At 66.8% G+C, this 24,606-nt stretch carries 25 protein-coding genes and 2 tRNA genes; 9 read left to right on the top strand and 18 right to left on the bottom strand.

From position 1 onward, the window contains the following. From ACLKOY_RS11185 to pknB, 3 genes are read left to right on the top strand one after another with little or no spacing between them, the layout of a single operon-like run. Positions 1-1,455, top strand: coding sequence for a peptidoglycan D,D-transpeptidase FtsI family protein (locus ACLKOY_RS11185; RefSeq protein ID WP_436453687.1), 1,455 nt, complete (start codon positions 1-3; stop codon positions 1,453-1,455). Beyond that, positions 1,452-3,206: a protein kinase domain-containing protein gene (locus ACLKOY_RS11190; protein WP_436453688.1), complete on the top strand. Its 1,755-nt coding sequence runs from the start codon at positions 1,452-1,454 to the stop codon at positions 3,204-3,206. Before ACLKOY_RS11185 ends, ACLKOY_RS11190 begins: the two co-directional genes overlap by 4 nt. 54 nt (positions 3,207-3,260) lie before the next feature. Beyond that, positions 3,261-4,955, top strand: a complete 1,695-nt coding sequence (gene pknB / locus ACLKOY_RS11195) for a Stk1 family PASTA domain-containing Ser/Thr kinase (RefSeq protein ID WP_140035656.1) — start codon at positions 3,261-3,263, stop codon at positions 4,953-4,955. 79 nt (positions 4,956-5,034) lie between these two features. Here the strand turns inward: pknB and ACLKOY_RS11200 are convergent, their stop codons facing one another. Genes ACLKOY_RS11200 through ACLKOY_RS11210 form a run of 3 tightly spaced genes read right to left on the bottom strand, consistent with a single transcriptional unit; the run spans position 5,035 to position 6,638 of the window. Continuing rightward, positions 5,035-5,670, bottom strand: coding sequence for an anthranilate synthase component II (locus tag ACLKOY_RS11200; protein WP_436453689.1), 636 nt, complete (start codon positions 5,668-5,670; stop codon positions 5,035-5,037). Continuing rightward, the gene (locus ACLKOY_RS11205) at positions 5,667-5,822 is read right to left on the bottom strand and encodes a hypothetical protein (protein ID WP_042541024.1); all 156 of its coding nucleotides are present in this window, start codon (positions 5,820-5,822) and stop codon (positions 5,667-5,669) included. The genes ACLKOY_RS11200 and ACLKOY_RS11205 overlap by 4 nt, the downstream gene beginning before the upstream one ends. Before the next feature lie 21 nt (positions 5,823-5,843). Next, positions 5,844-6,638, bottom strand: coding sequence for a class E sortase (locus ACLKOY_RS11210; protein WP_436453690.1), 795 nt, complete (start codon positions 6,636-6,638; stop codon positions 5,844-5,846). An 86-nt stretch (positions 6,639-6,724) separates the two neighbouring features. On the opposite strand from ACLKOY_RS11210, the gene ACLKOY_RS11215 reads away from it, so the two are divergent. Then, positions 6,725-6,964 carry a cell division protein CrgA gene (locus ACLKOY_RS11215; RefSeq protein WP_140035653.1) on the top strand — a complete coding sequence of 80 codons (240 nt, stop codon included), beginning with the start codon at positions 6,725-6,727 and terminating at the stop codon, positions 6,962-6,964. Between the two features lie 159 nt (positions 6,965-7,123). Here the strand turns inward: ACLKOY_RS11215 and ACLKOY_RS11220 are convergent, their stop codons facing one another. Further along, positions 7,124-8,026, bottom strand: coding sequence for a rhomboid family intramembrane serine protease (locus ACLKOY_RS11220; protein WP_436453691.1), 903 nt, complete (start codon positions 8,024-8,026; stop codon positions 7,124-7,126). A 21-nt stretch (positions 8,027-8,047) separates the two neighbouring features. Beyond that, positions 8,048-8,605, bottom strand: a complete 558-nt coding sequence (locus ACLKOY_RS11225) for a peptidylprolyl isomerase (protein WP_363573302.1) — start codon at positions 8,603-8,605, stop codon at positions 8,048-8,050. A 145-nt stretch (positions 8,606-8,750) separates the two neighbouring features. On the opposite strand from ACLKOY_RS11225, the gene ACLKOY_RS11230 reads away from it, so the two are divergent. Both ACLKOY_RS11230 and ACLKOY_RS11235 read left to right on the top strand, forming a co-directional pair. Then, positions 8,751-9,251 (top strand): DNA helicase, encoded by a 501-nt coding sequence (locus ACLKOY_RS11230; RefSeq protein WP_436453692.1) that lies wholly within the window; start codon positions 8,751-8,753, stop codon positions 9,249-9,251. A 50-nt stretch (positions 9,252-9,301) separates the two neighbouring features. Then, complete coding sequence (locus ACLKOY_RS11235; protein WP_436454116.1) at positions 9,302-9,763, top strand: aminoacyl-tRNA deacylase; 462 nt, start codon at positions 9,302-9,304, stop codon at positions 9,761-9,763. A 1-nt stretch (position 9,764) separates the two neighbouring features. On the opposite strand, the gene ACLKOY_RS11240 is transcribed toward ACLKOY_RS11235, so the two are convergent. Next, a complete protein-coding gene (locus ACLKOY_RS11240) occupies positions 9,765-10,187 on the bottom strand; it encodes an NUDIX hydrolase (RefSeq protein ID WP_436453693.1) in 423 nt (140 codons plus the stop codon). Between the two features lie 156 nt (positions 10,188-10,343). On the opposite strand from ACLKOY_RS11240, the gene ACLKOY_RS11245 reads away from it, so the two are divergent. The 3 genes from ACLKOY_RS11245 to ACLKOY_RS11255 all read left to right on the top strand — a co-directional run bounded on the left by ACLKOY_RS11245 (position 10,344) and on the right by ACLKOY_RS11255 (position 12,541). Then, positions 10,344-10,793 (top strand): hypothetical protein, encoded by a 450-nt coding sequence (locus ACLKOY_RS11245; protein ID WP_436453694.1) that lies wholly within the window; start codon positions 10,344-10,346, stop codon positions 10,791-10,793. Positions 10,794-10,834: 41 nt separating this feature from the next. Beyond that, entirely contained in the window at positions 10,835-11,950 is a 1,116-nt protein-coding gene (locus ACLKOY_RS11250; protein ID WP_436453695.1) for a M24 family metallopeptidase, read from the top strand. 75 nt (positions 11,951-12,025) lie between these two features. Further along, on the top strand, positions 12,026-12,541 hold the full coding sequence (locus ACLKOY_RS11255; protein ID WP_436453696.1) for a DUF3253 domain-containing protein: 516 nt from the start codon (positions 12,026-12,028) through the stop codon (positions 12,539-12,541). A 31-nt stretch (positions 12,542-12,572) separates the two neighbouring features. Here ACLKOY_RS11255 and ACLKOY_RS11260 read toward each other — a convergent pair whose 3' ends face one another. The 12 genes from ACLKOY_RS11260 to dnaN form a co-directional block, all read right to left on the bottom strand. Further along, positions 12,573-12,854 carry a hypothetical protein gene (locus ACLKOY_RS11260; RefSeq protein WP_042541043.1) on the bottom strand — a complete coding sequence of 94 codons (282 nt, stop codon included), beginning with the start codon at positions 12,852-12,854 and terminating at the stop codon, positions 12,573-12,575. 217 nt (positions 12,855-13,071) lie between these two features. Next, positions 13,072-13,144 (bottom strand) — tRNA-Ala (locus ACLKOY_RS11265). A 24-nt stretch (positions 13,145-13,168) separates the two neighbouring features. Next, positions 13,169-13,242, bottom strand: a tRNA-Ile gene (locus ACLKOY_RS11270). Between the two features lie 84 nt (positions 13,243-13,326). Next, positions 13,327-14,268: a DUF4097 family beta strand repeat-containing protein gene (locus ACLKOY_RS11275; RefSeq protein WP_436453697.1), complete on the bottom strand. Its 942-nt coding sequence runs from the start codon at positions 14,266-14,268 to the stop codon at positions 13,327-13,329. Further along, the gene (locus ACLKOY_RS11280; protein WP_436453698.1) at positions 14,265-14,951 is read right to left on the bottom strand and encodes a LuxR C-terminal-related transcriptional regulator; all 687 of its coding nucleotides are present in this window, start codon (positions 14,949-14,951) and stop codon (positions 14,265-14,267) included. The genes ACLKOY_RS11275 and ACLKOY_RS11280 overlap by 4 nt, the downstream gene beginning before the upstream one ends. Then, entirely contained in the window at positions 14,939-16,207 is a 1,269-nt protein-coding gene (locus ACLKOY_RS11285; RefSeq protein WP_436453699.1) for a sensor histidine kinase, read from the bottom strand. The genes ACLKOY_RS11280 and ACLKOY_RS11285 overlap by 13 nt, the downstream gene beginning before the upstream one ends. 136 nt (positions 16,208-16,343) lie before the next feature. After that, positions 16,344-16,748 (bottom strand): DUF3566 domain-containing protein, encoded by a 405-nt coding sequence (locus ACLKOY_RS11290; protein ID WP_140035642.1) that lies wholly within the window; start codon positions 16,746-16,748, stop codon positions 16,344-16,346. Further along, complete coding sequence (gene gyrA, locus ACLKOY_RS11295) at positions 16,745-19,309, bottom strand: DNA gyrase subunit A (protein ID WP_363573319.1); 2,565 nt, start codon at positions 19,307-19,309, stop codon at positions 16,745-16,747. The genes ACLKOY_RS11290 and gyrA overlap by 4 nt, the downstream gene beginning before the upstream one ends. A gap of 52 nt (positions 19,310-19,361) precedes the next feature. Beyond that, a complete protein-coding gene (gene gyrB, locus ACLKOY_RS11300) occupies positions 19,362-21,476 on the bottom strand; it encodes a DNA topoisomerase (ATP-hydrolyzing) subunit B (RefSeq protein WP_258184339.1) in 2,115 nt (704 codons plus the stop codon). Between the two features lie 118 nt (positions 21,477-21,594). Next, a complete protein-coding gene (locus ACLKOY_RS11305) occupies positions 21,595-22,098 on the bottom strand; it encodes a DUF721 domain-containing protein (protein ID WP_140035640.1) in 504 nt (167 codons plus the stop codon). Next, a complete protein-coding gene (gene recF / locus ACLKOY_RS11310) occupies positions 22,091-23,251 on the bottom strand; it encodes a DNA replication/repair protein RecF (RefSeq protein ID WP_436453700.1) in 1,161 nt (386 codons plus the stop codon). Before recF ends, ACLKOY_RS11305 begins: the two co-directional genes overlap by 8 nt. A 64-nt stretch (positions 23,252-23,315) precedes the next feature. Next, complete coding sequence (gene dnaN / locus ACLKOY_RS11315; protein ID WP_042541557.1) at positions 23,316-24,458, bottom strand: DNA polymerase III subunit beta; 1,143 nt, start codon at positions 24,456-24,458, stop codon at positions 23,316-23,318. Positions 24,459-24,606 lie beyond the last annotated feature (148 nt).

A 24,606-nucleotide genomic window follows, 5' to 3' on the forward strand; every position in this document is an offset into this window, starting at 1 on the left:
ATGACGAAAGAGCTCCGCCGTCTCAGCATCGTGATGCTGTTCATGTTCCTGTCGCTCTTCGCGGCGACCAGCTGGATCCAGGTCGTCGAGGCCGATTCCCTCGGGCAGAACCCGAACAACAGGCGCACGCTGCTCGACAGCTACGAGATCCAACGCGGATCCATCATCGTCGACGACGTGGCGATCGCCTCCTCGACGCCCTCGGACGACCGCTATCAGTTCCAGCGCGTCTACACGGATGCCGCGATGTGGGCGCCCGTCACCGGGTACTTCAACCCCGCTCTGCAGTCGGCGACCGGGATCGAGCGGGCGATGAACGCCGATCTCTCCGGCACCGGCTCGAGCGCGTTCTTCGCCGAGATCGAGCGGATCCTCTCGGGCCAGCCGCAGAGCGGATTCAGTGTGGAGCTGACTCTCGACACCGCTGCGCAGCGAGCGGCCTACGAGGGCCTGCAGGGACTCAACGGCGCTGTCGTCGCCATCGAGCCGAAGACCGGGCGGATTCTCGCCATGGTGTCGACGCCCGGCTTCGACACCAACCTGCTCGCGACCCACGACGCGGATGCCGCGAACGCGACCTACGATCAGCTCGACGAAGACCCGACGAAGCCGCTCTCGAACCGGGCTATCGCCGGCGACCTCAACCCCCCTGGCTCGACGTTCAAGCTCGTCGTGGCGGCCGCGGCCTATGAGTCGGGCAACTGGACGCCCGACTCGACGCTCCCGAACCCCGCTCGATACACGCTGCCGGGCTCGAGCAACACGGTCGCCAACGCCTGGGGCGGCACGTGCGGCAGCGGTGACACCGTCACCATCGCCGAAGCAATCCGGCTGAGCTGCAACATCCCGATGGCCGAGCTCGCGGTCGAGCTCGGAGACGACGCGATCCGCGAGATGGCCGAGAAGTTCGGCTTCAACCAGAGCTTCTCGACGCCGCTGGAATCCACGCCCTCGAGCTACCCGCGGGCGCTCGACGACGCGCAGACCGCGCTCACCGGATTCGGGCAGGGACAGGTCACCTCCACACCGCTGCAGATCGCGATGGTGGCGGCCGGGATCGCGAACGACGGCGTCGTGATGAACCCCCGTCTCGTCGACACCGTGATCGGCAACGACCTCTCGGTCATCCGTGCGTACGACGACACCCAGTTCGGCCAGGCCACCGATGCGACGACCGCCGAGCAGGTCGCGGCCTCGATGGTCGCCAGCGTCTCAAACGGCGCTGCGCAGGGTGCAAGAATAGACGGGGTCGATGTGGCTGGAAAGACAGGCACGACCGAGAACGGTAACAAGCCCTACACGTTGTGGTTCACCGGTTTCGCACCGGCGGACGACCCGGAAGTGGCAGTAGCGGTCCTCGTCGAAGACGGCGGCGGACAAGGGCAGTCAGGATCCGGCGACACCATCGCCGCTCCGATTGCAAAGAAGGTCATAGAGGCGGTGCTGGGCAGATGAGACCGACGCAGGGTGTGTCGTTCGGTGGTCGCTACGAGCTGCAGTCGCGTATTGCGATCGGCGGCATGGGCGAGGTGTGGGAGGCGACGGATCACGTCATCGGCCGCACCGTGGCCATCAAGATCCTCAAGGACGAGTACATGGGGGACCCCGGGTTCCTCGAGCGGTTCCGCGCTGAGGCGCGCCATGCCGCCCTCGTCAACCACGAGGGCATCGCGAGCGTCTTCGACTACGGCGAGGAGAACGGCAGCGCCTACCTCGTCATGGAGCTCGTGCCCGGCGAGGCTCTCTCGACCGTGCTCGAGCGCGACGGCGCGCTGAGCGCCGACAAGACCCTCGACATCGTCGCGCAGACGGCATCCGCTCTGCAGGCCGCCCATGCGGCCGGTCTCGTGCACCGCGACATCAAGCCGGGCAACCTGCTGATCACGCCCGACGGCCGCGTCAAGATCACCGACTTCGGCATCGCCCGCATCGCCGACCAGGTGCCGCTGACGGCGACCGGTCAGGTCATGGGCACCGTGCAGTACCTCTCGCCCGAGCAGGCCTCCGGGCACCCGGCATCGCCGGCGACCGACACCTACTCGCTCGGCATCGTCGCGTACGAGTGCCTCGCAGGCAAGCGCCCCTTCACGGGTGAGTCGCAGGTCGCCATCGCGATGGCGCAGATCAACGAGCAGCCTCCGCCGCTGCCGCCGACCGTGCCGATCCCGGTGCAGAACCTCGTCATGGCGATGATCGCCAAGAAGCCGGCCGACCGGCCTTCGTCGTCCGCGACGGTGGCACGCGCCGCGCAGGCACTGCGCCGAGGAGACCTGAACTCCGCGGCGATCGCGGTGCCGGCCATCGCGACCGGTGGCGTGGCCTCCGACGACGCCACCCGACTGCTCACCGCATCGGGCGACGACGGCACTACTCGCATCCTCCCCACCACGGCTCAGCTGCCCACCGGCGAGCAGGCCGATGAGGACGCGGAGAAGACGAAGAAGAAGCGCAGCCCGTGGACGTGGCCGCTCGTCGCTCTGATCGCCCTGCTGGTGGTCGTGCTCGGCGGAACCGTGTTCGCGCTGATGAACCCGAGTGACCCGGAGCCCGCGCCGACCCAGTCCGAGACGGCCTCGCAGACGCCCAAGCCGACGCCCACCGAGACCGAGACGCCTGAGCCCGAACTCGTCGACGTCGACGCTCTCGGTCTCGTCGGAATGCAGTGCGAGGCGGCGCAGGCCGCGGCGGTCAACGCCGGGCTGCAGGCCGAGTGCACGGTGGGCAACACCATCGCCCCGAGCGCGAATCAGGTCGGAACCGTGGAATCGGTCCAGCCGGGTGGAAACGTCCCCGAGGGTACGACCATCATGCTGACGACCTTCAAGGAGCAGGTGAAGGTGGGCAAGCCCTCGGGCACCCCTACCATCGCCGGCACCGCCACCGAGGGCGAGCCCGTCACGCTCAACTGGCCCAGCTTCGAGTGCCCCTCCGGCACCCCGGCGCGATCGGCCTTCGAGGTGACGCTCACCAACGCGACCTTCTCGGGCGGAAACTCGGGTGAGTCCATCCGCAGCTTCGGTCCGAGCGTGCTCTCTACGCAGATCATCCCCGGCACGGCCGGACAGACGATCACCGCCACGTTCCGTGTGTTCTGCGGAAGCGACATGCCGTCCGAGCAGTCGGATGCCATGCCGGGCGTCCCCATCCTGCCTGCCGCACCGGATCCCGGTGAGGGCGACACAGACGGCGGCGACTCAGGCGAGTAAACCGCTCGCGCCGTAGGCTAGAGCATCCATAAGGTCGTATCAGGGGGTCAGTACGTGTCGACAGAGCCACGAGTTCTCGCGGGACGCTACCGCGTAGACGAGCTCATCGGGCACGGCGGCATGGCGAAGGTGTACCGCGGGTACGACCTGACGCTGGGCCGTGCGGTGGCGATCAAGATCCTCGACCCCGAGCTCGCGCGTGACAATGCGTTCCGCACGCGCTTCCGGCTCGAGGCGCAGTCGGCGTCGCGCATGTCGCACCCGTCGATCGTCCGCGTCTACGACGCCGGCGACCCCTCGACCACCGACAGCAGCACCGATGAGCCTCCGTACATCATCATGGAGCTGATCAGCGGAACCCTGCTGAAGGACATCATCGCCAAGGGTCCGGTGCCTGTCGAAGACGCCGTGCGCTATGTCGACGGCATCCTCGAAGCACTCGACTACTCGCACCGCGCGGGCGTGGTGCATCGCGACATCAAGCCGGGCAACGTCATGGTCACCGACAAGGGCCAGGTCAAGGTCATGGACTTCGGCATCGCCCGAGCCGTGTCCGACTCGTCGTCGACCGTCGCCGAGACCACGCAGATCATCGGCACCGCCGCATACTTCTCGCCCGAGCAGGCCAAGGGAGAGCCGGTCGACGCCAGGGCAGACCTGTATTCCACGGGCGTGGTGCTCTACGAACTGCTCACCGGTCGTCAGCCGTTCCGCGGCGAGTCGCCGGTCGCGGTCGCCTACCAGCACGTGAGCGAGACCCCCGTGCCTCCGACCGAGGTGAACGAGGACTCCCCCGGCGCACTCGACCCGATCGTTCTGCGGGCACTCGCTAAGGATCCATACCAGCGGTACCCGGATGCTGCGCACTTCCGCGCAGCGCTCGACTCCGCGGTCTCCGGTCACGCGCCCAGCCGCAAGGAACTCGGCGCGCTCACCAGCGAGCTGTACGGTCCGAGTCCGCGCGCCGCGCAGGAGACCGCCCGATCGCTGCGCCAGCTGAGCACCGACACGACCATGGCTCGCACGCAGTCCGGTCCGCCGGTCGCGTGGATCTGGGCAGGCGTCGCGCTGCTCGCGGTGCTCCTGGCATCCGTGCTGTTCTGGGTGTGGACGCTCAGCATGCGCCCGGATGACGTGCCGTCGAGCGCTCGTGTCGTGCCTGATCTCGTCAACGTCTCATCCGAGCGCGCCCAGGACGATCTCGGCGAGCTCGATCTGACGTCGAAGCTCGTGCTCGAGTCGAGCAACGACATCGTCGAGGGCAACGTGATCCGCACCGATCCGGAGAGCGGCACAGCCGTCAGCGAGGGTGATTCCGTCACCATCTACGTGTCATCCGGCAAGGAGACCGTGATGGTGCCGATTCTCGAGGGTCTGTCGTTGACGGCCGCAAAGGATGCTCTCGCGGCAGCGGGTCTCGAACTCGGCACAGTGATCCAGCGCAACGACAAGGGCCTGGCAGCAGAGACGGTGATGGAGGCGAGCGAGGCCGCCGAGAGCGAAGTCGCGCCGCAGACCGTCGTCAATCTCGTGGTCGCCAGCGGCCGGGTGACCCTCACGGACGTCACGGGATGGACCATGGATGCCGCGCAGGCGGAGCTCGAACGCATCGGGCTCACGCCGAGCCCGGTCGAGCTGATCGACTGCACGCCGACCGAGCCTCCGACCGTGTCGTCGATGTCGGCCGCGCCGGGCGATGTCGCGATCGGCTCGACCGTCGAACTGCGCTACTGCGTCGCCGCCGACTGATCCGTCTCGCTCTCCCGCGGGCCGGCACACCGGTCGTCGAGTGAGCGCACAGAGTCTGGAACGACACGTCAGCGGCGCGTCACTCCCCCGACAGCGGATGCAGGTTCGATGACAGCGCCACGGCGTCTGCGTCGCCGCAGAGTTCGAGCCAGTTCGCGAGCAGACGGTAGCCGCCTTCGGTGAGCACGCTCTCGGGGTGGAACTGCACCCCGAGAATCGGCAGCCGGGTGTGTGCCAGGGCCATCACGGTGCCGCTGTCGGTGCGTGCGGTGACGACCACGTCAGACGGCAGCGCCGACTCCGCGAGGGCTAGGGAGTGATACCTGCCGGCATCGAACGGCGAGGGGATCCCGGCGAAGAGCGCCGAACCGTCATGCGTGACCGGCGACACCATGCCATGCATCAGCTCGGGCGCCTCCGACACGGCGGTGCCCAACGCCGCGCCGATCACCTGATGCCCGAGGCAGACCCCGAGGAGCGGCATCCGCATGCGCGCAGCGAGGTGCACGGCGTCGATCGAGACCCCGGCATCGGCCGGAGCGCCCGGTCCGGGCGAGAGCAGCAGCGCATCGAACGCGGGCAGCATACCCGCGAGCTGCACGGCGTCGGTGGCATCCGCCTCGATGAGCGTGACGTCGGCGCCGAGCTCACGGAGATAACCGACGAGGGTGTGCACGAAGCTGTCGTGGTTGTCCACGACCAGCACGCGGGTCATTCGAGATCGACCTCACCCGGGGTGATCAGGGGGCTCACCCACGGGAACACGAACCAGAACAGCCCGTAGAGCACCGCTGCGATGAGCACGAGCAGGAAGAAGAGCTTCAGCCACCACGGACCGGGCAGCAGGCGCCAGAGGGCGGCATACATGATGTGTCTCGTTCCGTTCGGCTAGATCGACGGCGCAGCCGGCGGAGGCGGTGGGTCGGTGAGGGCTGCGGGCGGGCCCTCGGAGCGCGGCTGGAAGCTCTCGAACAGCCCGTAGGCCACGATGCGTTCGGCCAGTGAGTAGAGCGGGGAGCAGGCGGTCAGTGTGATGTACTTCTCGCCGGTCTCGACGCCGGGCATCTGCGGCACATCGAGCAGCACGTCGGTCTGGGTGGGCTTCACGTACTCCAGCGTCCGGAAACGGTAGGTGAACCATCCGTCGGGGGTCTCGATGACGATCGCATCGCCGACCTGGAGCTTGTCGAGCTGGTTGAAGGGCTTGCCCCATGTGGTGCGGTGCCCGGCCATGGCGAAGTTGCCGACCTCGCCGGGCATCTTCGAGTCGGTGTACACGCCGATTCCGAGGTCGTCGAGAGTGCGCGCACGGCTCGTGCCGCCGTAGATGCCGACGTTGTACTCGGACCCGAAGCGCGGGACCTGCATCTGTGCGAACCACTCCGCGTCTGCGGGTGCGGCAGGGATCACGGGCTCGTAGTAGGTCGTGCCGTCCTCCCCCTCGACCAGCGGCGGCGGCTCGGGTGCCGGGGCCTCAGCAAGTGTCTGAGACATGGCCGCGCCCTCGTCGTTCTTCTGCGCGGCGATGATGATGTCGCCGATCCACATCTGCCACGCGACGAAGAGGAGCACGAGCACTCCGCCGGTGAGCAACAGCTCGCCGAGGACGCTCGTGAAGGTCGCGCGCGATCGGGGGCGACGGCGGCGTGCGCGTCGCTCCCCCGAGACGACGGATGCAGTCATGGCCAGATCTTATCCGCCAGACCTGGACACCAGCCCTCTGGCCTTGCTTTTCCGCGCGATATGACACTCTTGGGTACACTGTGGGAATGGCACGCGACCGCAAGACTGAAGAACCCGAAGCTCCGCGCAGCGAAGGCGAAGCCGCACCCAACGCCGTGTGGTTCAAGCCGGTGATGATCGGCTTCATGCTCCTCGGTCTGGTGTGGATTCTCGTGTTCTACATCTCCGGCATGCAGTTCCCGATCCCGGGCCTCGACAACTGGAACCTCGCGATCGGCCTGGGCATCGCCCTGATCGGCTTCCTGATGACCACCCGCTGGCGCTGACGCCAGCCCCTCCTCTTCGAAGAAGGCCCCTCTCGCTCCGGCGAGAGGGGCCTTCTTCCGTTCCCGACGAACGAGAGTTATCCACAGGTTATCCCCACCCTGGGGAGAATTACACCCATGTTATTCACAACGGTTGACAACCCTGTTAACAACTCTTGATCAGGAGTAAACCGTCGTGATCAGGAACGGCACCAACAGGGCGACGATCAGGATCAGGGCGACGACGACCGCGGCGAGCAGCACGATCTGCAGTGTGCGCTGCTCGCGCCTTCGGGTTCTGGTGAGGATGAAGGCGATCAGTGCTCCGACGATCGCACCGCCGAGGTGCGCCTGCCAGGCGATGTTCTGAGAGAACACGAATCCGACGACGAAGTTGATGCCGAGGATCACGAGGATCCCCGTCACATTCGCACCGATGTGCCTGCCGATGATGAGCAGCGCGGCCATCAGGCCGAAGATCGCACCGGACGCGCCGACCGTCGCGGTCCCGGGCGCGAGCAAGGCGACGGCGACGGAGCCGCCGAGACCGCTGATCAGATACAGCGCGAGGAAGCGGACCCGCCCCAGCATCGGCTCGAGGCTCTGCCCCAGCATCCACAGAGCGAGCATGTTGAGTGCGAGGTGCAGGAATCCGCCGTGCACGAAGACAGCGGTCAGAAGTCGCCAGGGCTCGAACGTCATGAGTGACAGGTTCGGATACAGGTATCCAGCCGCGAACAGCAGCTGACCCGTGATCACGTCGCCGATCCCCGGGATGAGCTGCACCAGCCCGATGAACGACGTCACCGCGAGCAGCACGTAGGTGACGATCGGCTTGCCACTGCGCACGGTGGCGGTGGCGGAGTTGCGGCCGCCCCATCGGCGCTCGGCGCGCTTCTGGGCGGGAGTGCGGTTCTTGCGCTGATCCGCCATGCATTCGGGGCAGATCACTCCGACGGGTGCCTGCGTCTGGCACTCGGGGCAGATGGTGCGCAGGCACCGCTGGCAGAGCACGAAGCTCTGCCGATCCGGATGCCGGTAGCAGAAGTTGTCGCGGTTGTCCGCGAACTCAGGCGTGGTCATCCGGATCGGCCAGCGTCGGCGTCAGGCCGCGACGATGTCGATCGACTGCAGCACGACGGGCTCGACGGGGCGGTCGCCCGCGGCCGTCGGCACTGCGGCGATCGCGTCGACGACAGCCTTGGAGGCGTCATCGGCGACCTCGCCGAAGATCGTGTGCTTGCCCTGGAGCCAGGGCGTGGGGTCGGTCGTGATGAAGAACTGCGAGCCGTTGGTGCCCTCGGGCTTGCCCGTGATGGCGTTGCGACGCAGGCCGGCGTTGGCCATGGCGAGGATGTAGGGCTCGTTGAAGTTGAGCTCCATGTTGATCTCGTCGTCGAAGTTGTAGCCGGGACCGCCGACGCCCTGTCCGAGCGGGTCGCCGCCCTGGATCATGAAGTTCGGGATGATCCGGTGGAAGATGACGTCCTTGTAGAGAGCGCCCTCGCCCGGCTTGCCGGTGGCGGGGTGCGTCCACTCCTGGGTGCCGTCGGCGAGGCCGACGAAGTTCTTGACCGTCTTCGGAGCGTGATCGCCGAAGAGGTTGATGACGATGTCACCGTGGTTGGTGTGCAGGGTTGCGACATGAGAAGCGTGAGCCATGCGTCCATTCTCGCAGAGCTTCCCATGAGTTGGCCCGCGTCTAGCGCTGTTCGCCCTTCGACGCAAGGGTTCGGCGATTCCCTCGCCCCATCCAGGGTCGCGTGGCAAGATGGGGAATCCGTACTCCAATCGACAGGAGAGCATCGTGAGCATCAGCCGCAAGCGGAAGAAGGAGCTGCGTCGTCTTCAGCACGACGCCAACCAGCTCTGGGAGAACCAGCAGGTCCTGGTCGGCCACGCCGCCGACGTCGCCCGTGAGGCCGGACGCCAGCTCGGCCACTTCGGCCGAGAGCAGGTCGGTCCTGTCGTGCAGGACACCTACAACCGTCGGGTCGCCCCGGTCGTCGACCGTGGTGTGCGGTTCGGGCACCACGTCGTGGACGACAAGGTCGTCCCGATCGTCGGTGGAGTCGTCGGAACCGCGCTCACCGCTTGGGACGTCGCCAACGCCAAGCGCGAGGGTGTCGTTCGCAAGGTCCGGAAGGCCACCAAGCCCGAGCCGAAGGGCCCCGGCGTCGGCTCGATCATCGCCCTGATCCTCGGCGTCGCCGCAGCAGCCGGTGTTCTCTACGCCGCCTGGCAGGCACTGCGCGCGGACGACGAGCTCTGGGTCGCTGACGACCCGCTCTCTGCACCCGACGCGTGACCTCGACATCGCAGCCCCCGGCCCCCGAGCCGGGGGACCTGCATGCCCGGGTGAGGGATGCTGCAGCGGAACGAGGCCTCGATATCGAGATCCGTGAACGGCCAGCCGCCCGCAGCCTCGTCGAAGCTGCGGAGCTGCTCGGCATCCTGCCATCCGGCATCGTCAAGACCCTCGTCGTCAAGCGCTCGGACGACACCTACCTGTTCGCACTGGTTCCGGGCGGCAGGTCGATCTCGTGGCCCAAGCTGCGGGCAGTGGTCGGTGTGAACAAGCTGCGCTTGCCTGAGCCCGAGCTCGCCCTCGCCGCCACCGGGTACGAGCGCGGTACCATCGTGCCCATCGGCAGCACCACCGAGTGGCCCGTGTTCGCCGACGAGTCGATCGTCGGACAGCGGATCGCCATGGGTGCGGGTGCCCACGGGTACAGCCTGTTCGTCGATGCAGACGATCTCATCGCCGCCTACGGCGCCACGGTGGCCGACATCTCGGTTCCCGAAGAGGCGCGCGACTGACTCAGAGGATGCCGGCCATCCGCAGCGCGATGTCGACCAGCTTCACCCTCTGCAGTTCCTTCACGGCCTTGAGAGGGAACCACTCGGCCATGTCGGTCGAGCCGTCGGCCTCGAAGGTCAGCTTGCCGCCCGTGACCGATGCGCGGTACACGATGCGCAGCGTGTGCAGGGGCTGGTCTGATTCGTTCACCCGCTGACTGGCGGGGATCACCCGCGAGTGGATGCCGAGCAGCTCCCCTACTTTGACGCTGTAGCCGGTCTCCTCACGAAGCTCCCGCCGCACGGCGTCTTCGGGTGCCTCGCCGGCCTCGAGACCGCCACCGGGCATCGTCCACGCGACTCGACGACCCTCGGTCCAGCGCGCGAGAAGTATGCGTCCGTCGTCATCGGTGACGACCGCGTATGCCGCGACCCGCATGTCCATGCCCTCACACTAGCCCCCGCGCAATGACGTCCACCGCTGTGTGTCGAGTCGTGGTCGCACAGGATGGCCGGATCGATCAGGAATCGAGAAGCACAGCCGACCGCGGCATCCGTAGTGTGATGTTCATCGCAGATCACGCCGAGAAAGGAACCCGTCATGGCTGACAACGAGAAGAACTTCAGCGCCGAGGAACGCGAGGCCATGAAAGAGGCCGCGGCCGACAAGCGCAAGTCGCGCTCTCGGGCCAAGAAGAGCCCTGAAGAGGTGCGCGCCGAGGGGGCTGCAGATCTCGAGGCTGCGGTGGCGAAGCTGCCGGACGACAAGGATCGCGAATTGTCTCTGGCGCTGCATGCCCTCGTCACCGAGGTCGCTCCCGAGCTGATGCCGCGCACTTACTACGGCATGCCGGCGTGGGGCAAGGACGGAAAGGTGCTCTGCTTCTTCCAGCCGGCGAGCAAGTTCAAGGTGCGCTACGGCACCTTCGGCTTCGAGCCCATCTCGAACCTCGACGACGGCACGATGTGGCCGACCGCCTACGCGCTGCTCGACCTCACCGCTGCGAACCGCAAGCTGCTCACCGAGCGCATCCGCCTCGCCGTCAGCTGAATCGCCGTTCCCTGGCCGGGGCCCGCAGTAGCGTGGATGCCGTGAGCACACTGCCGTTTCCCGCCTCCGTGTACGCCGCCCGACTCGACCACGCAGCATCTCTCGCCGCCGACGCCGGTCTCGACGGGATAGTCGTCGGCCCTGGGCCCGACCTGCAGTACCTGGTCGGCGTCGAAGGCGACACGATCGAACGCCTCACCGCACTCGTGCTCGGACCCGGCATCGCACCCACGATCATCGTGCCCCGGATGGAGCTGGCGAAGGTCAGGACCACCGCCGTGGGGCAGCTCGGACTCGCGGTCTCCGACTGGGTCGATGGCGAGAACCCCTACGACCTCGTGGCCGAGGCCCTCGGCTCCGTCTCGAGGGTGGGTGTCTCCGACGCACTGCCGGCACTGCACGTCATTCCGCTGGCCGACCGGATCGCCGTGCGCGCCGAGCTCGCGACACCGGTGCTGCGTGAGGGTCGCATGGTCAAGGATGCCGAGGAGGTCGCCGAGCTGCGCCTCGCCGGTGCGGCGATCGACGCCGTGCACAGGCGCGTGCCCGAGTGGCTGCGCGCAGGGCGCACCGAGCGAGAGGTGGCGGCCGACATCGCCGAGGCCATCGTCGCCGAGGGGCACCGCACCGTCGAGTTCGTCATCGTCGGCTCAGGCCCGAACGGCGCCGACCCGCACCATGAGGTGTCTGACCGCGTGATCGGCGACGGCGAGATCGTGGTCGTCGACATCGGGGGAGCAGTGCCCAGCGGCTACAACTCCGACAGCACCCGCACCTACGTCGTCGGCGCCCCTGACCCCACGGCCGCCGACCGCATCGCAGTGCTCGTGCGTGCTCAGCAGGCCGCCGTCGACGCCGTACGCCCCGGGGCGACAGCCGAGGAGGTCGATGCGGCAGCGCGCTCTGTGCTGGCCGAGGCAGGGCTCGCAGAGGCCTTCCTGCATCGCACCGGCCATGGGATCGGCGTCTCGGTGCACGAGGAGCCCTACATCGCGCCCGGCAACGATCTGGTGCTGCGCGAGGGCATGGCCTTCAGCATCGAACCCGGCATCTACTTCGCGGGCGAGTGGGGTGCGCGCATCGAGGACATCGTCGTCGTGACCGCTGACGGGTGCGAGCGCTTGAACGTCGCGCCCCACGGGCTCACCGCGGTCTGAACAGCGCCGCGGGTCGCCCGCCCACGAGCGGTCAAGCCCCTTGGCCGACGCGATCCGTGTCACGAGACTGACACCATGGCATCCGACAGCAGCACCGATCTCAGCGATGCACGCGGCCCGGAGCACACCGCAGACGGGCACCACGTCATCATCGACGGACGGCGATGGCGGGCGACGGACCCGTCGATCCCCGACGCGTTCCGCCAGGAGCTGGTCGACGAGCTCATGGCTGCGCGTCGTGCAGTGAAGGCCCAGGATCCCGATGCGCGACGCCGCGTGCACGACGCGAAGACCGCGCTGGGGGAACGCGGGCAGCCCTGGTGGGAGGACCGCGCCGGCGACGGTTTCGACGAGAGGATCGCAGCCGCGCTTCGTGCACTCACCCGGAAGCGTGCGGAGTCGTCGATCTGCCCGAGCGATGTCGCCCGCACGGTGGGCGGCGAGACCTGGCGCCCCCTGATGTCCGACGTCCGGCGTGTAGCCGCAGAGCTCGCCGACCGCGACGAGCTCGTCGTCACTCAGAAGGGCGAGCCGGTGAACATCCGCGAGGCCAGGGGACCCGTGCGGATCATCCGCGGTCCGAAACTCTGATCACGGGCGGTTCTGATGCCGCATCCCGGCTTCAGAGCTCGTCGTGATATCCGCTGTAGGGGAAGTCCACGTCGCCGGTGTCACGCGGGTCGTACGCCACCGAGGCCACGCTGATCGTCACCTGGGTGTTCGGGGTGATCAGCACGCTCACGGCCCTGTTTCCGACCACGACCAGGTCGACGAACGTACCTGAGCTTCTCGTCGCCGACTCGATGCGTTCTCGCAGGTCGTCGACGTCCTGATCCTGGGAGAGCAGGAAGCTCGCTCCGTCGAACACGATCTCGGTTTGGATCATCGTCTCCCTGTCAGCCATGCGTGCACGCTACGCCCTCGACCTGAGAGTGAGAAGGGGGGTTGATTACTAGACGATCTTCGAGTTGTTAACAGATGCATCCACAGCTGTGGACTCGAGGAGCCCCGGGTCGGGCAGACTCGGGCAGTTGTTAACAGGGTTGTTAACACCTGTGGAGACCGGAGAAACGAGAAGGCCCCGCCGAAGCGGGGCCTTCTCGAACTGTCTCAACACAGTGTGGAGCCTAGGAGATTCGAACTCCTGACATCCTGCTTGCAAAGCAGGCGCTCTACCAACTGAGCTAAGGCCCCGTGAGGGAATTTTAAGTTGAGGAGTGGGCCCACCAGGACTTGAACCTGGGACCTCTTCATTATCAGTGAAGCGCTCTAACCGCCTGAGCTATGGGCCCGTCAACCTCCGAAACTTTACCGGAGATTCTTCGAAATACCCAATCGAGGGCAGGGGCACGGCGCGCCCCTGCCCTCGATCGTGGTCAGCGCCCCGGACGGATGGTCACGCTGCCCGCCGAAAGCGAGACGTCAATCACGTTCCGGGTGTCGGATGACTGGTCGACCTTCGCGTCGAGCGACCCGGCGCTGACATCCTGGATGATCGAGTACGACTCGTCAGGAACGGTGAGGTCGACCGATCCCGCGCTCACGTCGATCGTCGTCTGCGACGGCGCACGTCCGGTCAGCTCGACGTTGAGATCGCCCGCCGAGACGCTGAGATCCGCCTCGTCGACGCCGTCTAGCAGCGCGTCCGCACGGCCTGCGCTCATGTCGATGCTGAGGCTGTCCGCAGCTCCTTCTAGATCGAGCGCCCCCGCGTTGACGGTGACGTCGAGTGCGCCGAACTCACCGACCACGTCGAGGCTGCCCGCATCGAGGGTGAGGTCGGCGTCGAGCTGCGCGTCCCGAAGGTCTTCGGGGAGGGTCAGCACGGCCGACTGGTCGTCACCGAACCAGCTGCCGAACCACCATCCGAAACGGAACTCCGGGCTCCTCACGACCAGGTCGTCACCGTCACGCTCGAGAGTCCACGCCGGGCCGCGGGCGTCGGTGATCGCAAGCCGGGCCTCGTCGACGTCTCCGAATTCGATGCGCATGTTTCCCGCATCCACGTCGAGGTCGATGCCCTCGATGCCCGATACATCCTCGGTCAGCACCGAATCGCTGCCCCGCGAAGAACCCATCATGGTGCCGGTCGCCGCGAAGGCGGCAGACCCTCCCGCGCCGAGCAGCGCGATTCCGCCGACGATCGCCGTCACGATCATGATCGCCGTCGTTCCCGACGAGCGACCCGCGTCGGCGGGTGCCGCCTGAGTGGGAGCGGAGGCGGGTGCCGGGGCCGGTTCGTGCCCCTGAGGCGCAGACGCGGGCGGGGGAGTGAGCGGAGTGTGGCCGCCTTGGAAGTCGTCGTTGTTCGTGGTCATCGTCCCAGTCCTGTCTGTCCGGTCGGCGGCGTGCCGCCCGTGTTCTCGATGTGTGCGAGGGCCGCCAGCACGCGTCGGTTGCCCGACTCGCCCTGCTCGAAGCCCAGCTTCTGGAAGATCGCGGTGATGTGCTTCTCGACGCTCGCCTCCGAGAGGAAGAGCAGGCCTGCGATGGCCTGGTTCGACTTGCCCTCGGCGATGAGCGACAGCACGGTGCGCTCGCGCTCGGTGAGACGCTGCATGCGGTCGTCGCGGTTGCGGCGCGTCAGCAGCTGAGCCACAACCTCGGGGTCGAGCACGGTCGCGCCCTCCGAGATCCTCTGCACCGAGGCGAGGAACTCCGAGACGTCGGCGACACGATCCTTGAGCAGATAGCCCAGCGGCCCGCCCTGCGCCGCGATGAGGTCGGACGCATAGCGCTCCTCGACGTACTGCGAGAGCACGAGCAGCGGCAGCGCAGGGTTCGTGACGCGCAGGCCGAGTGCCGCGCGGATGCCCTCGTCGGTGAACGTCGGGGGCAGCCTGACATCGAGGATGCAGAGCTCCGGATCGGTCTCGACCACGGCTTCGCTGAGACCGTTGGTGTCGGGGAGAGCCGCGACCACACTGTGGCCGGCGTCCTCGAGCAGTCGCACGAGTCCCTCGCGCAGCAGGACGGAGTCCTCGCAGATCAGGATGCGCATGGCACGTTCACCTCCAGGCTGGTCGGCCCACCGACGGGGCTCTCGAGGCGGAAGGTTCCGCCGGCTGCCAGCACGCGGTTCGCGATGCCGTCGAGCCCGCCGCCGGGCTGCACCTGTGCGCCGCCCATGCCGTTGTCCTCGACACGTGCCCAGAGCACACCTCCGTCGCGGAGGCGGACGGTGACCCGTGCCTCGCTGGCTCGTGAGTGCTTGGCGGCGTTCGTGAGCGACTCGGCGATCGAGAAGTACACGGCGGCCTCGGCCTCACGGCTGCAGCGTCCGTCCATCCGCACGTCGAGACTCACGGGGATGTGCGACCGGCCTGCGAGGGCCGAGAGGGCTGCGTCGAGGCCTCGATCGTCGAGGACGGATGCATGGATGCCGCGGGCCAACTGACGGAGTTCGGTGATCGCCGCCTTGGTCGAAGTGTGCGCCTCGGCGATCAGCTCTTTGGCCGCATCCGGATCGTTGTCGATCTTCTGCTGCGCGAGTCCCAGGGTCATGCCGACCGAGACGAGTCGCGGCTGGACGCCGTCGTGCAGATCCCGCTCGATGCGGGTGCGCTCGACATCTGCGGCGCGCACCGCCCCCTCACGCTGAGCGGTGCTGGTGCGCACTCGCTCCGTGAGCTCTGCCTCACGGCTGCGAACGACGATGGTGAGCGAGAGCACCCGGTTCAGGAGCGCCAGACCGATCATTCCGGCAAGGCAGGCTGCGATGCCGAGGATGCCGACGAGCGGGGCCCACGCGGGGTCGATGCCGCCCCCGCCGAACGGGCCCATCACGGCATCCGCTCCGGTGAGGGGTGCGAACGAGATCGTGATCGACCACACCAGGCCGAAGGCGAGGCGCAGCACGATCCAGCCGAGCACGGCGGTGATCGCGAAGTTCGCGAGGGCCCGCCACATGCGGCCGTCGATCGCCTGGCGTCCGAGCGCGCGCACCCAGCCGGAGAAACCGGGACGGTCGCGCGGGCGCCACCTGAGCGGCGTGATCGGCGATCGGTAGAGGGCGCTGACCCGCGCCACCTCGAACCAGCCCACACCGAAGAGGGCGTAGACGAGTCCGACGAGCAGCACGATGCCGACGCCCGCCGCGAAGAGCAGGCCGAGGCCGGTGCCGAGGAGTCCGGAGAGAGTCGCGAAGATGAAACCGCCGATGACTCCGATGCCTGCGAGGTGCAGGATCGTGAGCACGATGCGCAGCGGCGGCTTCGTGGCCGTTGCCTGTGGTGGCGTGGCAGTGTGTGTCGTCATGGTTCAAAGGTACGGCGGCGCCGATCGCGCCGACACCGAGCAAACCAGACACCCGGATTCGGGTTTTCCCTACTCCGTCGGAGAACAGAAAGAGGGGCGGATGCCGCAGCATCCGCCCCTCTTCGAATCCGGAGGATCAGTTCGACATGAAGCCGACGAGCAGACCGCCCGTCACCTTCACGGCGACGTTGTAGATGCCGGCGACGACCGCGCCGAGCACCGTGAAGACGATGAGGTTCAGGATCGAGACGACCGCGGCGAACGCCATCACCTGCGGCAGACCGGCCACCTCGGAGATGCGCACCGAGTTGTCGGTGATCGCGCCGATGATCTCGTCGGCCTGGGTGAGGAGTCCCGTCGCCTGGAGCACCAGGAAGATCAGGAAGAACGACACCATCGTGACGATCGCTAGTGCGACCGCTCCGAGGAACGAGAGCTTCACGGCCGACCAGAAGTCGACGTAGACGAGACGCAGGCGCACCTGCTTGCCACTGGTCTTGCGCGTGGACTTCTTCGCCAGCTTGTCGGCTACTGTGCTCATGCGTCTGCTTCCTCAGGGTTCTCGTTCGTCTCGGGGGCGGTGGACTCGGATTCCACCTCAGCCTCATCCGATTCGTCTTCTTCGGTGAGGCCCCGCTCGCCGTTGCGGGCGATGGCGAGGATCCGGTCGGCTTCCGTCGTCCGTGCGAACACCACTCCCATGGTGTCTCGGCCCTTGGCGGGCACCTCGGCCACGGCAGAGCGTACCACCTTGCCGCTGGACAGAACCACAAGGACCTCGTCGTCGGACGAGACCATCAGACCACCCGCGAGAGTGCCCCGATCGTCGTGGAGCTTGGCCACCTTGATGCCGAAACCACCACGTCCCTGGACGCGGTATTCCTCGACGGCCGTGCGCTTCGCGTACCCGCCGTCCGTCACCACGAACACGAACTGACCGGGGGCTGCGACGGATGCCGACAGCAGGCTGTCGCCCTCACGGAACTTCATGCCCTTCACACCGGCGGTCGCGCGGCCCATCGGCCGCAGCGCCTCGTCGGTCGCGCTGAACCTGACCGACATGCCCCGGCGGCTGATGAGAAGGATGTCGTCCTCGGCGTTGACCATGAGGGCCGAGACCAGCTCGTCCTCGTCGTTCAGACGGATCGCGATGACGCCGCCCTGGCGGTTGGTGTCATACGTGTCGAGGCGCGTCTTCTTGACGAGACCGTCGCGCGTCGCGAGCACCAGATAGTCGGCGACCTCGTAGTCGCGGATGTCGAGCACCTGCGCGATGTTCTCGTCGGGCTGCAGGGCGAGCAGGTTCGCGACGTGCGTTCCCTTGGCGTCGCGCCCGGCCTCGGGGACCTCATAGGTCTTCGCGCGGTAGACGCGCCCCTTGTCGGTGAAGAACAGCAGCCAGTGGTGCGTCGTCGTCACGAAGAAGTGCTCGACGATGTCATCCGCCCGCAGCTGGGCGCCCTTGATGCCCTTGCCGCCGCGGTGCTGCGACCGGTAGTTGTCGCTCCGCGTGCGCTTGATGTACCCGGCGCGGGTGATGGTGACGACCATCTCCTCTTCGGCGATGAGGTCTTCCATCGAGACATCGCCGTCGAACCCGTGCAGGATGTGCGTGCGGCGGTCGTCACCGAAGCGGTCGACGATGCCCGTGAGCTCCTCGCGGATGATGTCGCGCTGCAGCGACTCATCGGCCAGGATCGCCTGGTACTCGGCGATGAGACGCTCGAGCTCGGCCGCCTCGTCGAGGATCTTCTGCCGCTCGAGAGCCGCGAGGCGACGGAGCTGCATGTCGAGGATGGCCTGGGCCTGATCGTCGTCGATCTCGAGGAGCTTCTTCAGACCCTCGCGGGCATCCTCGACCGTGGCCGAGCGGCGGATCAGGGCGATGACCTCGTCGAGCGCGTCGAGCGCCTTGAGGTAACCGCGCAGGATGTGCATGCGACGCTCGGCCTTCGCCAGACGGAAGCGCGTGCGGCGGACGATGACCTCGAGCTGGTGGGTGATCCAGTAGGTCACGAACCCGTCGATCGCCAGCGTGCGCGGCACACCGTCGACGATCGCGAGCATGTTGGCGCCGAAGTTCTCCTGCAGCTGCGTGTGCTTGTAGAGGTTGTTGAGCACGACCTTCGCGACGGCATCGCGCTTGAGCACCACGACAAGGCGCTGACCCGTGCGGTCGGAGGACTCGTCGCGGATGTCGGCGATGCCGCTGATCTTTCCGTCACGCACGAGGTCGCCGATCTTCACGGCGACGTTGTCGGGGTTGACCTGGTACGGCAGCTCGGTGATCACGAGGCACGTGCGGCCCTGGATCTCCTCGACGTTGACGACCGCGCGCATCGTGATGGATCCGCGGCCGGTGCGATACGCCTCGTGGATTCCCTTGGTGCCCAGGATCTGAGCGCCGGTCGGGAAGTCGGGGCCCGGAACGCGCTGGATCAGCCCGTCGAGCAGCTCGTCACGCGGAAGGCCGGGGTTGTCGAGGGCCCAGAGCGCAGCATCGGAGATCTCACGCAGGTTGTGCGGGGGGATGTTGGTCGCCATGCCGACGGCGATTCCGACCGAGCCGTTGACGAGCAGGTTCGGGAACCGCGCGGGAAGAACCGTCGGCTCCTGGGTCTGGCCGTCGTAGTTGTCCTGGAAGTCGACGGTGTCTTCTTCGATGTCGCGCACCATCTCGAGCGCGAGGGGAGCCATCTTGGTCTCGGTGTATCGAGGGGCCGCGGCGCCCATGTTGCCGGGAGAGCCGAAGTTGCCCTGACCCAGCGCGAGCGGGTACCGCAGCGCCCACGGCTGCACCAGACGCACGAGGGCGTCGTAGATCGCGGAGTCACCGTGCGGGTGGTACTGACCCATGACCTCACCGACGACACGGGCGCACTTCGAGAACGACTTGTCGGGGCGGAACCCACCGTCGTACATGCCGTAGATCACGCGGCGGTGCACAGGCTTCAGACCGTCGCGCACGTCGGGGAGGGCACGGCCGACGATCACGGCCATCGCGTAGTCGAGATAGCTGCGCTGCATCTCGGACTGCAGATCGACCTGGTCGATCTTTCCGTGGTCGTGTGCCGGGGGCTCGGGGCGTACGTCGTCAGTCATGTGTGTTGTCGATTCCGGTCGTTAGTCGAGCGAATGCAGGGCGCGGAGCGCCTCAGATGTCGAGGAAGCGGACGTCCTTGGCGTTGCGCTGGATGAAGCTGCGTCGGGATTCGACGTCCTCGCCCATCAGCACGCTGAAGATCTCGTCGGCTGCCGCGGCATCCTCGATGGTCACCTGACGGAGCGTCCGCGTGGTGTGGTCCATCGTGGTCTCCCACAGCTCTTTGGCGTTCATCTCGCCGAGACCCTTGTAGCGCTGGATGCCGGCATCCTTCGGGATGCGCTTGCCGTTGTCGAGGCCGAACTTCAGCAGCGCGTCGCGCTCGGCGTCGCTGAACACGTACTCGTGCGCGGAGTTCGACCACTTGAGGCGGTACAGCGGCGGCATCGCGAGGTACACGAAGCCCGCCTCGATGAGCCCGCGCATGTATCGGAACAGCAGCGTCAGCAGCAGCGTCGTGATGTGCTGACCGTCGACGTCGGCATCCGCCATCAGCACGATCTTGTGATAGCGCGCCTTCTCGATGTCGAACTCCTCGCCGATGCCCGTGCCGAAGGCCTGGATCATCGCCTGGACCTCGCGGTTGCCGAGCGCCTTGTCGAGACGTGCGCGCTCGACGTTGAGGATCTTGCCGCGGAGGGCGAGGATCGCCTGCGTGTGCGGGTCGCGTCCCTGCACTGCCGAGCCGCCGGCCGAGTCACCCTCGACGAGGAAGATCTCGCTGATCGAGGGGTCCTTGCTGGTGCAGTCCTTGAGCTTGTCGGGCATCGCCGCGGACTCGAACACGCTCTTGCGTCGTGCGGTCTCGCGCGCCTTGCGGGCGGCGAGACGTGCGGTCGCGGCATCGAGCGCCTTGCGGATGATGTTCTTCGCCTGGGCCGGATTGCGGTCGAACCAGTCGCCGAGCTGATCGCCCACGACCTTCTGCACGAAAGCCTTGGCCTCGGTGTTGCCGAGCTTGGTCTTGGTCTGACCCTCGAACTGGGGCTCGCCGAGCTTGATCGAGATGACGGCGGTCAGTCCCTCGCGCACGTCGTCGCCGGAGAGGTTCTCTTCCTTCTCCTTGAGGATGTTGTTCGCGCGCGCGTACTTGTTCACCAGCGTGGTGAGTGCGGCGCGGAAGCCCTCTTCGTGGGTGCCACCCTCGTGGGTGTTGATCGTGTTCGCGTAGGTGAAGACGTTCTCGGTGTATGAGGTGGTCCACTGCATCGCGACCTCGAGCGAGATCTTGCGCGCCGTGTCCTCGGACTCGAAAGCGATGATCTCGTCGTTGACGACCTCGGCGTGACGCACCTTGTTCAGGTACTCGACGTAGTCGACCAGTCCGCGCTCGTAGAAGAAGACATCGCCGGGCTGCTTGGTCGTGGTCACACCGGCATCTTCGACCTCGTAGGCCGAGGATGCGCGCTCGTCGAGCAGCTCGATGCGGAGCCCCTTGTTGAGGAACGCCATCTGCTGGAAGCGGGTGCGCAGGGTGTCGTAGTCGAAGTCGGTCGTCTCGGTGAAGATCGAGGCATCCGGCCAGAACGTGATGCTCGTGCCGGTGTCGTCGGTCTCCTCGCCCTTGATGAGCTTCTGCTGCGGAACTCCGCCGTCGGCGAAGCTGTGCCGCCAGACGAAGCCCTTCTGCTTGACCTCGACATCGAAGCGGGTCGACAGGGCGTTGACGACGGAGGAGCCGACGCCGTGCAGTCCACCCGAGACGGCGTACGCACCGCCGCCGAACTTGCCACCCGCGTGCAGGATGGTCAGCACGACCTCGACCGTCGACTTCGACGGGTCGGAGGAGTGCGGGTCGACGGGGATTCCGCGGCCGTTGTCGATGACGCGCACGCCACCGTCTTCGAGCAGCGTCACGTAGATGGTGTCGGCGTAGCCGGCCAGAGCCTCATCGACCGAGTTGTCGACGATCTCGTAGACCAGGTGGTGCAGACCACGCGGACCCGTGGATCCGATGTACATGCCGGGGCGCTTGCGCACCGCCTCGAGTCCCTCGAGGATCTGGATCGAGTCGGCACCGTACTCGCCGGGCTGCTTGATCTTGGGGGAGATCGATGTAGACCTCGTCTCCGCTTCCGCGGGAGTCTGGGTCTCTGCGCCCTGGGAGGGGTCAGGGGTTTCCCCGGTGGTCGATTCCGTCTCGTCAGCAGGGAATTCAGGCGTCATCAGAGGGCATTCTCCACATCGATATCACGAACTCCCATTCTAGCGGTCTTTCGACTCGAAATCCCGCTGAACGGCCGTGTGTGGCCCTCTGAGCCTCCCGAACCCCCTGAACGGTGCCCTACCCGTAGGTATCGCGCGGGCCCCGTCCTGGAACGACTCTGGGACCCCATTTCCACGAGGGTACGTCCGGTCCGATGAAGCGGAGGTTCTCGACCCCGGCATCGGGATACCGTCGACCGATCTCGGTGAGGATGGTCCCTCGCATGTACTGGAGGTTCTTCGCCCAGGCCGTCGAATCGCACTTCACGGTGAGCACTCCACGCTCGAGCGAGACGGGTTCGGAGTGCTTCGCGGTGTCGGTGCCCGCGAGATCGGCCCACTGCCTGACCAGGTCTTCACGGGCCAGGGTCTTCTGCCACCCGGAGTCGCGGCTGAGCTTGTCGAGCACCGCCCCGAGGGGGCCGGGATCGCGGCCGGGCGTGAAAGGGGCGTTGTCATCGTCTGTGACGATCCGCCGCTTGCGCTTCCACGACTTCGAGCTCGGAGCGAGACCACGCAGTCGCAGATAGGTCGCAACCGTCTCGGGGGTCTCGGATGCCGGAACAGGCGTGGTGTCACTCATCGGACACCTCCCTCTCGTCGCTGATGGTTCCGGCGGAGATCCTCACCACATGCGCGTGGAGCACCTCGGGGATATCCTCCTCCACCGCTGCCGTGACGACCACCTGCTCGTATCCCGCGGTGAGTGCGGCGAGCCGCTGACGGCGGTCGGCGTCGAGCTCGGCGAACACGTCGTCGAGGATCAGCACGGGGTCGCCGGCGGGGGACTCGCTGCGCAGCAGCTCGGCCGAGGCGAGGCGCAGAGCGAGAGCCACGGACCAGGATTCTCCGTGGGATGCGTAGCCCTTCACAGGCAGACCACGAACCCGGAGCACGAGATCGTCGCGATGAGGGCCGGTGAGGGTGAGCCCGCGGTCGAGTTCGTTCGATCGCTTGGCGAGCAGCGCGGCGTGGAACATCTCGGCGATGTCTCCCGAGGTCTCGGCCGGCGCATCGACTCCCTCTTCGGGGTCTGCGCCGCGCACCGAGAGCGCCCAGTCGAGCTGCGGACGATGGTCCTCACCGGCGATCGCCGCATATGCCTCTGCGACCGGATGCTGCAGATCGGCCGCGAGACGCTGACGGGCGGTGATGATCTCTGCCCCGAGCGAGACGAGCTTGTCGTCCCACACGTCGAGGGTGCTCAGGCCTTCGCCCTTGATGCCCCGCGCCCGTGCCGACTTCAGCAGGGCGTTGCGCTGCTTGAGCACACGGTCGTAGTCGGCGAGCACCGAAGACATGCGAGGAGTGCGCTGGATCAGCAGTTGGTCGACGAAACGACGCCGCGAAGACGGGTCACCGCGCACGATCTGCAGATCTTCAGGGGCGAACAGCACCACATGCGCATACCGGGGAAGCTCATTGGTCTTCGAGGGCGAGCCGTTGATGCGCGCCTTGTTGGATCCCTGCTTGTTGAGCTGCACCTCGATGAGCACTTTGCGTTCGCCGTGCGAGAGGCGAGCACGGATGATGGCGAAATCCTGACCTTCGCGCACCATCGGCGCATCCGACGAGACCCGGTGGGATCCGAGCGTGGCGAGGAAGACGACCGCCTCGGCGAGGTTGGTCTTGCCCTGTCCGTTGCGGCCGACCAGAACGTTGGGGCCCTTGTGCAGGGCCAGATCCGCGGTCGCGTAATTGCGGAAGTCGACCAGGCTCAGGTGTTCCACAATCACGCTGTCAGCCTACCTTCGGGGTCTGACACCGCTGTCGCCGCGCGGAAGCGCGCCCGTCGCAGGATCAGCGGAGCAGCAGGTTGGGCTGCAGCAGGTACTTGAACGAGTCGAGGCCGGCCTGATCGACCGAGGTCTGGCTCGTGATCAGCACCGGGCTCAGCTTGTTCGCGTTGTCGCTCGAGGTGAACGTGACGCGGACGAACTCGCTCTTGACCGCGCCGAGCGCCTCGATGAGGTACTGCGGGTTCAGGCCGAGAGTGACGTCATCGCCACCGTTCAGGATCGCGTCGACGGACTCCGAGGCGCGAGCGTGCTCACTGCCCGATGCGTCCATCGTGACGCTGTCGGACGTGAAGGTGAAGCGCAGCGGAGCGGCCCGATCCAGAACGAGCGACACACGGCGGACCGCTTCGACCAGGTCGGCGGTGTTGACGACCGCGTAGTGCTCGGTCTGCTCGGGGAACAGACGACGGACCGGCGGGAAGTTGCCCTTGATCAGCAGCGAGGTGACGGTCTTGTTGCCCGCCGTGAAGGCGATGATCTCGCGATCACCGGCTCCGGAGAACGCGATCTGGATCGTTCCGGCGTGACCGAAGGTCTTTCCGACCTCGAGAAGCGTGCGTGCGGGAACCAGCGCGCTCGCCTCGACGGCCTCGCCATCCCAGGGGACGTCTCGGAGCGAGACGCGGTAGCGGTCGGTCGCGACCAGGCTGAGCGTGTGCCCGGAGACCTCGAGCTGGACACCGGTGAGCACGGGGGTGACGTCATCACGCGATGCGGCGAAGCCGACCTGCGCGATCGCGGTTCCGAAGTCATCGGCGGGGACGACACCCGACGAGCCGGAGACCTCGGGGATGGAGGGATATTCCTCGACCGGCATGGCTGCGAGCGTGAATCGAGCCGAGCCGCAGGTGACCGTGATGCTGCCGTCGTCCTCGACGGCGATCTCGATCGGAGCATTCGGGAGGCGGCTGGCGATGTCGGAGAGCAGTCGGCCGTGGACGAGGATCGTGCCTGGTGTGTCGACCGTGGCCTCGATGGTGGTCCGAGCGGATGCTTCGTAGTCGAAGGCCGAGAGTGTCAGCCCGGATCCGTCTGCCTCGATCAGGACTCCGGCGAGGATCGGCTGCGGGTTGCGCTGCGGAAGCAGCTTGACGACGAACGAGACAGCCTCGCTGAAGACATCGCGGTTGACCTGAAACCTCACTGGTGCTCCCTTGTCGTCATTCTGAGACGTGTCGTCATCGGTCCTGCCTGTGCAGGGCTTCCCATGCTAGCCCCACAGTCGGGCGTATCCCTACGACCGGTGCAAACCTCCGGCCCGTCGGACTTTCCCCACCGTCTGGTGATCGGAT

The organism is Microbacterium sp. K2 (genome assembly GCF_051365005.1).
Taxonomy (GTDB): domain Bacteria; phylum Actinomycetota; class Actinomycetes; order Actinomycetales; family Microbacteriaceae; genus Microbacterium; species Microbacterium foliorum_B.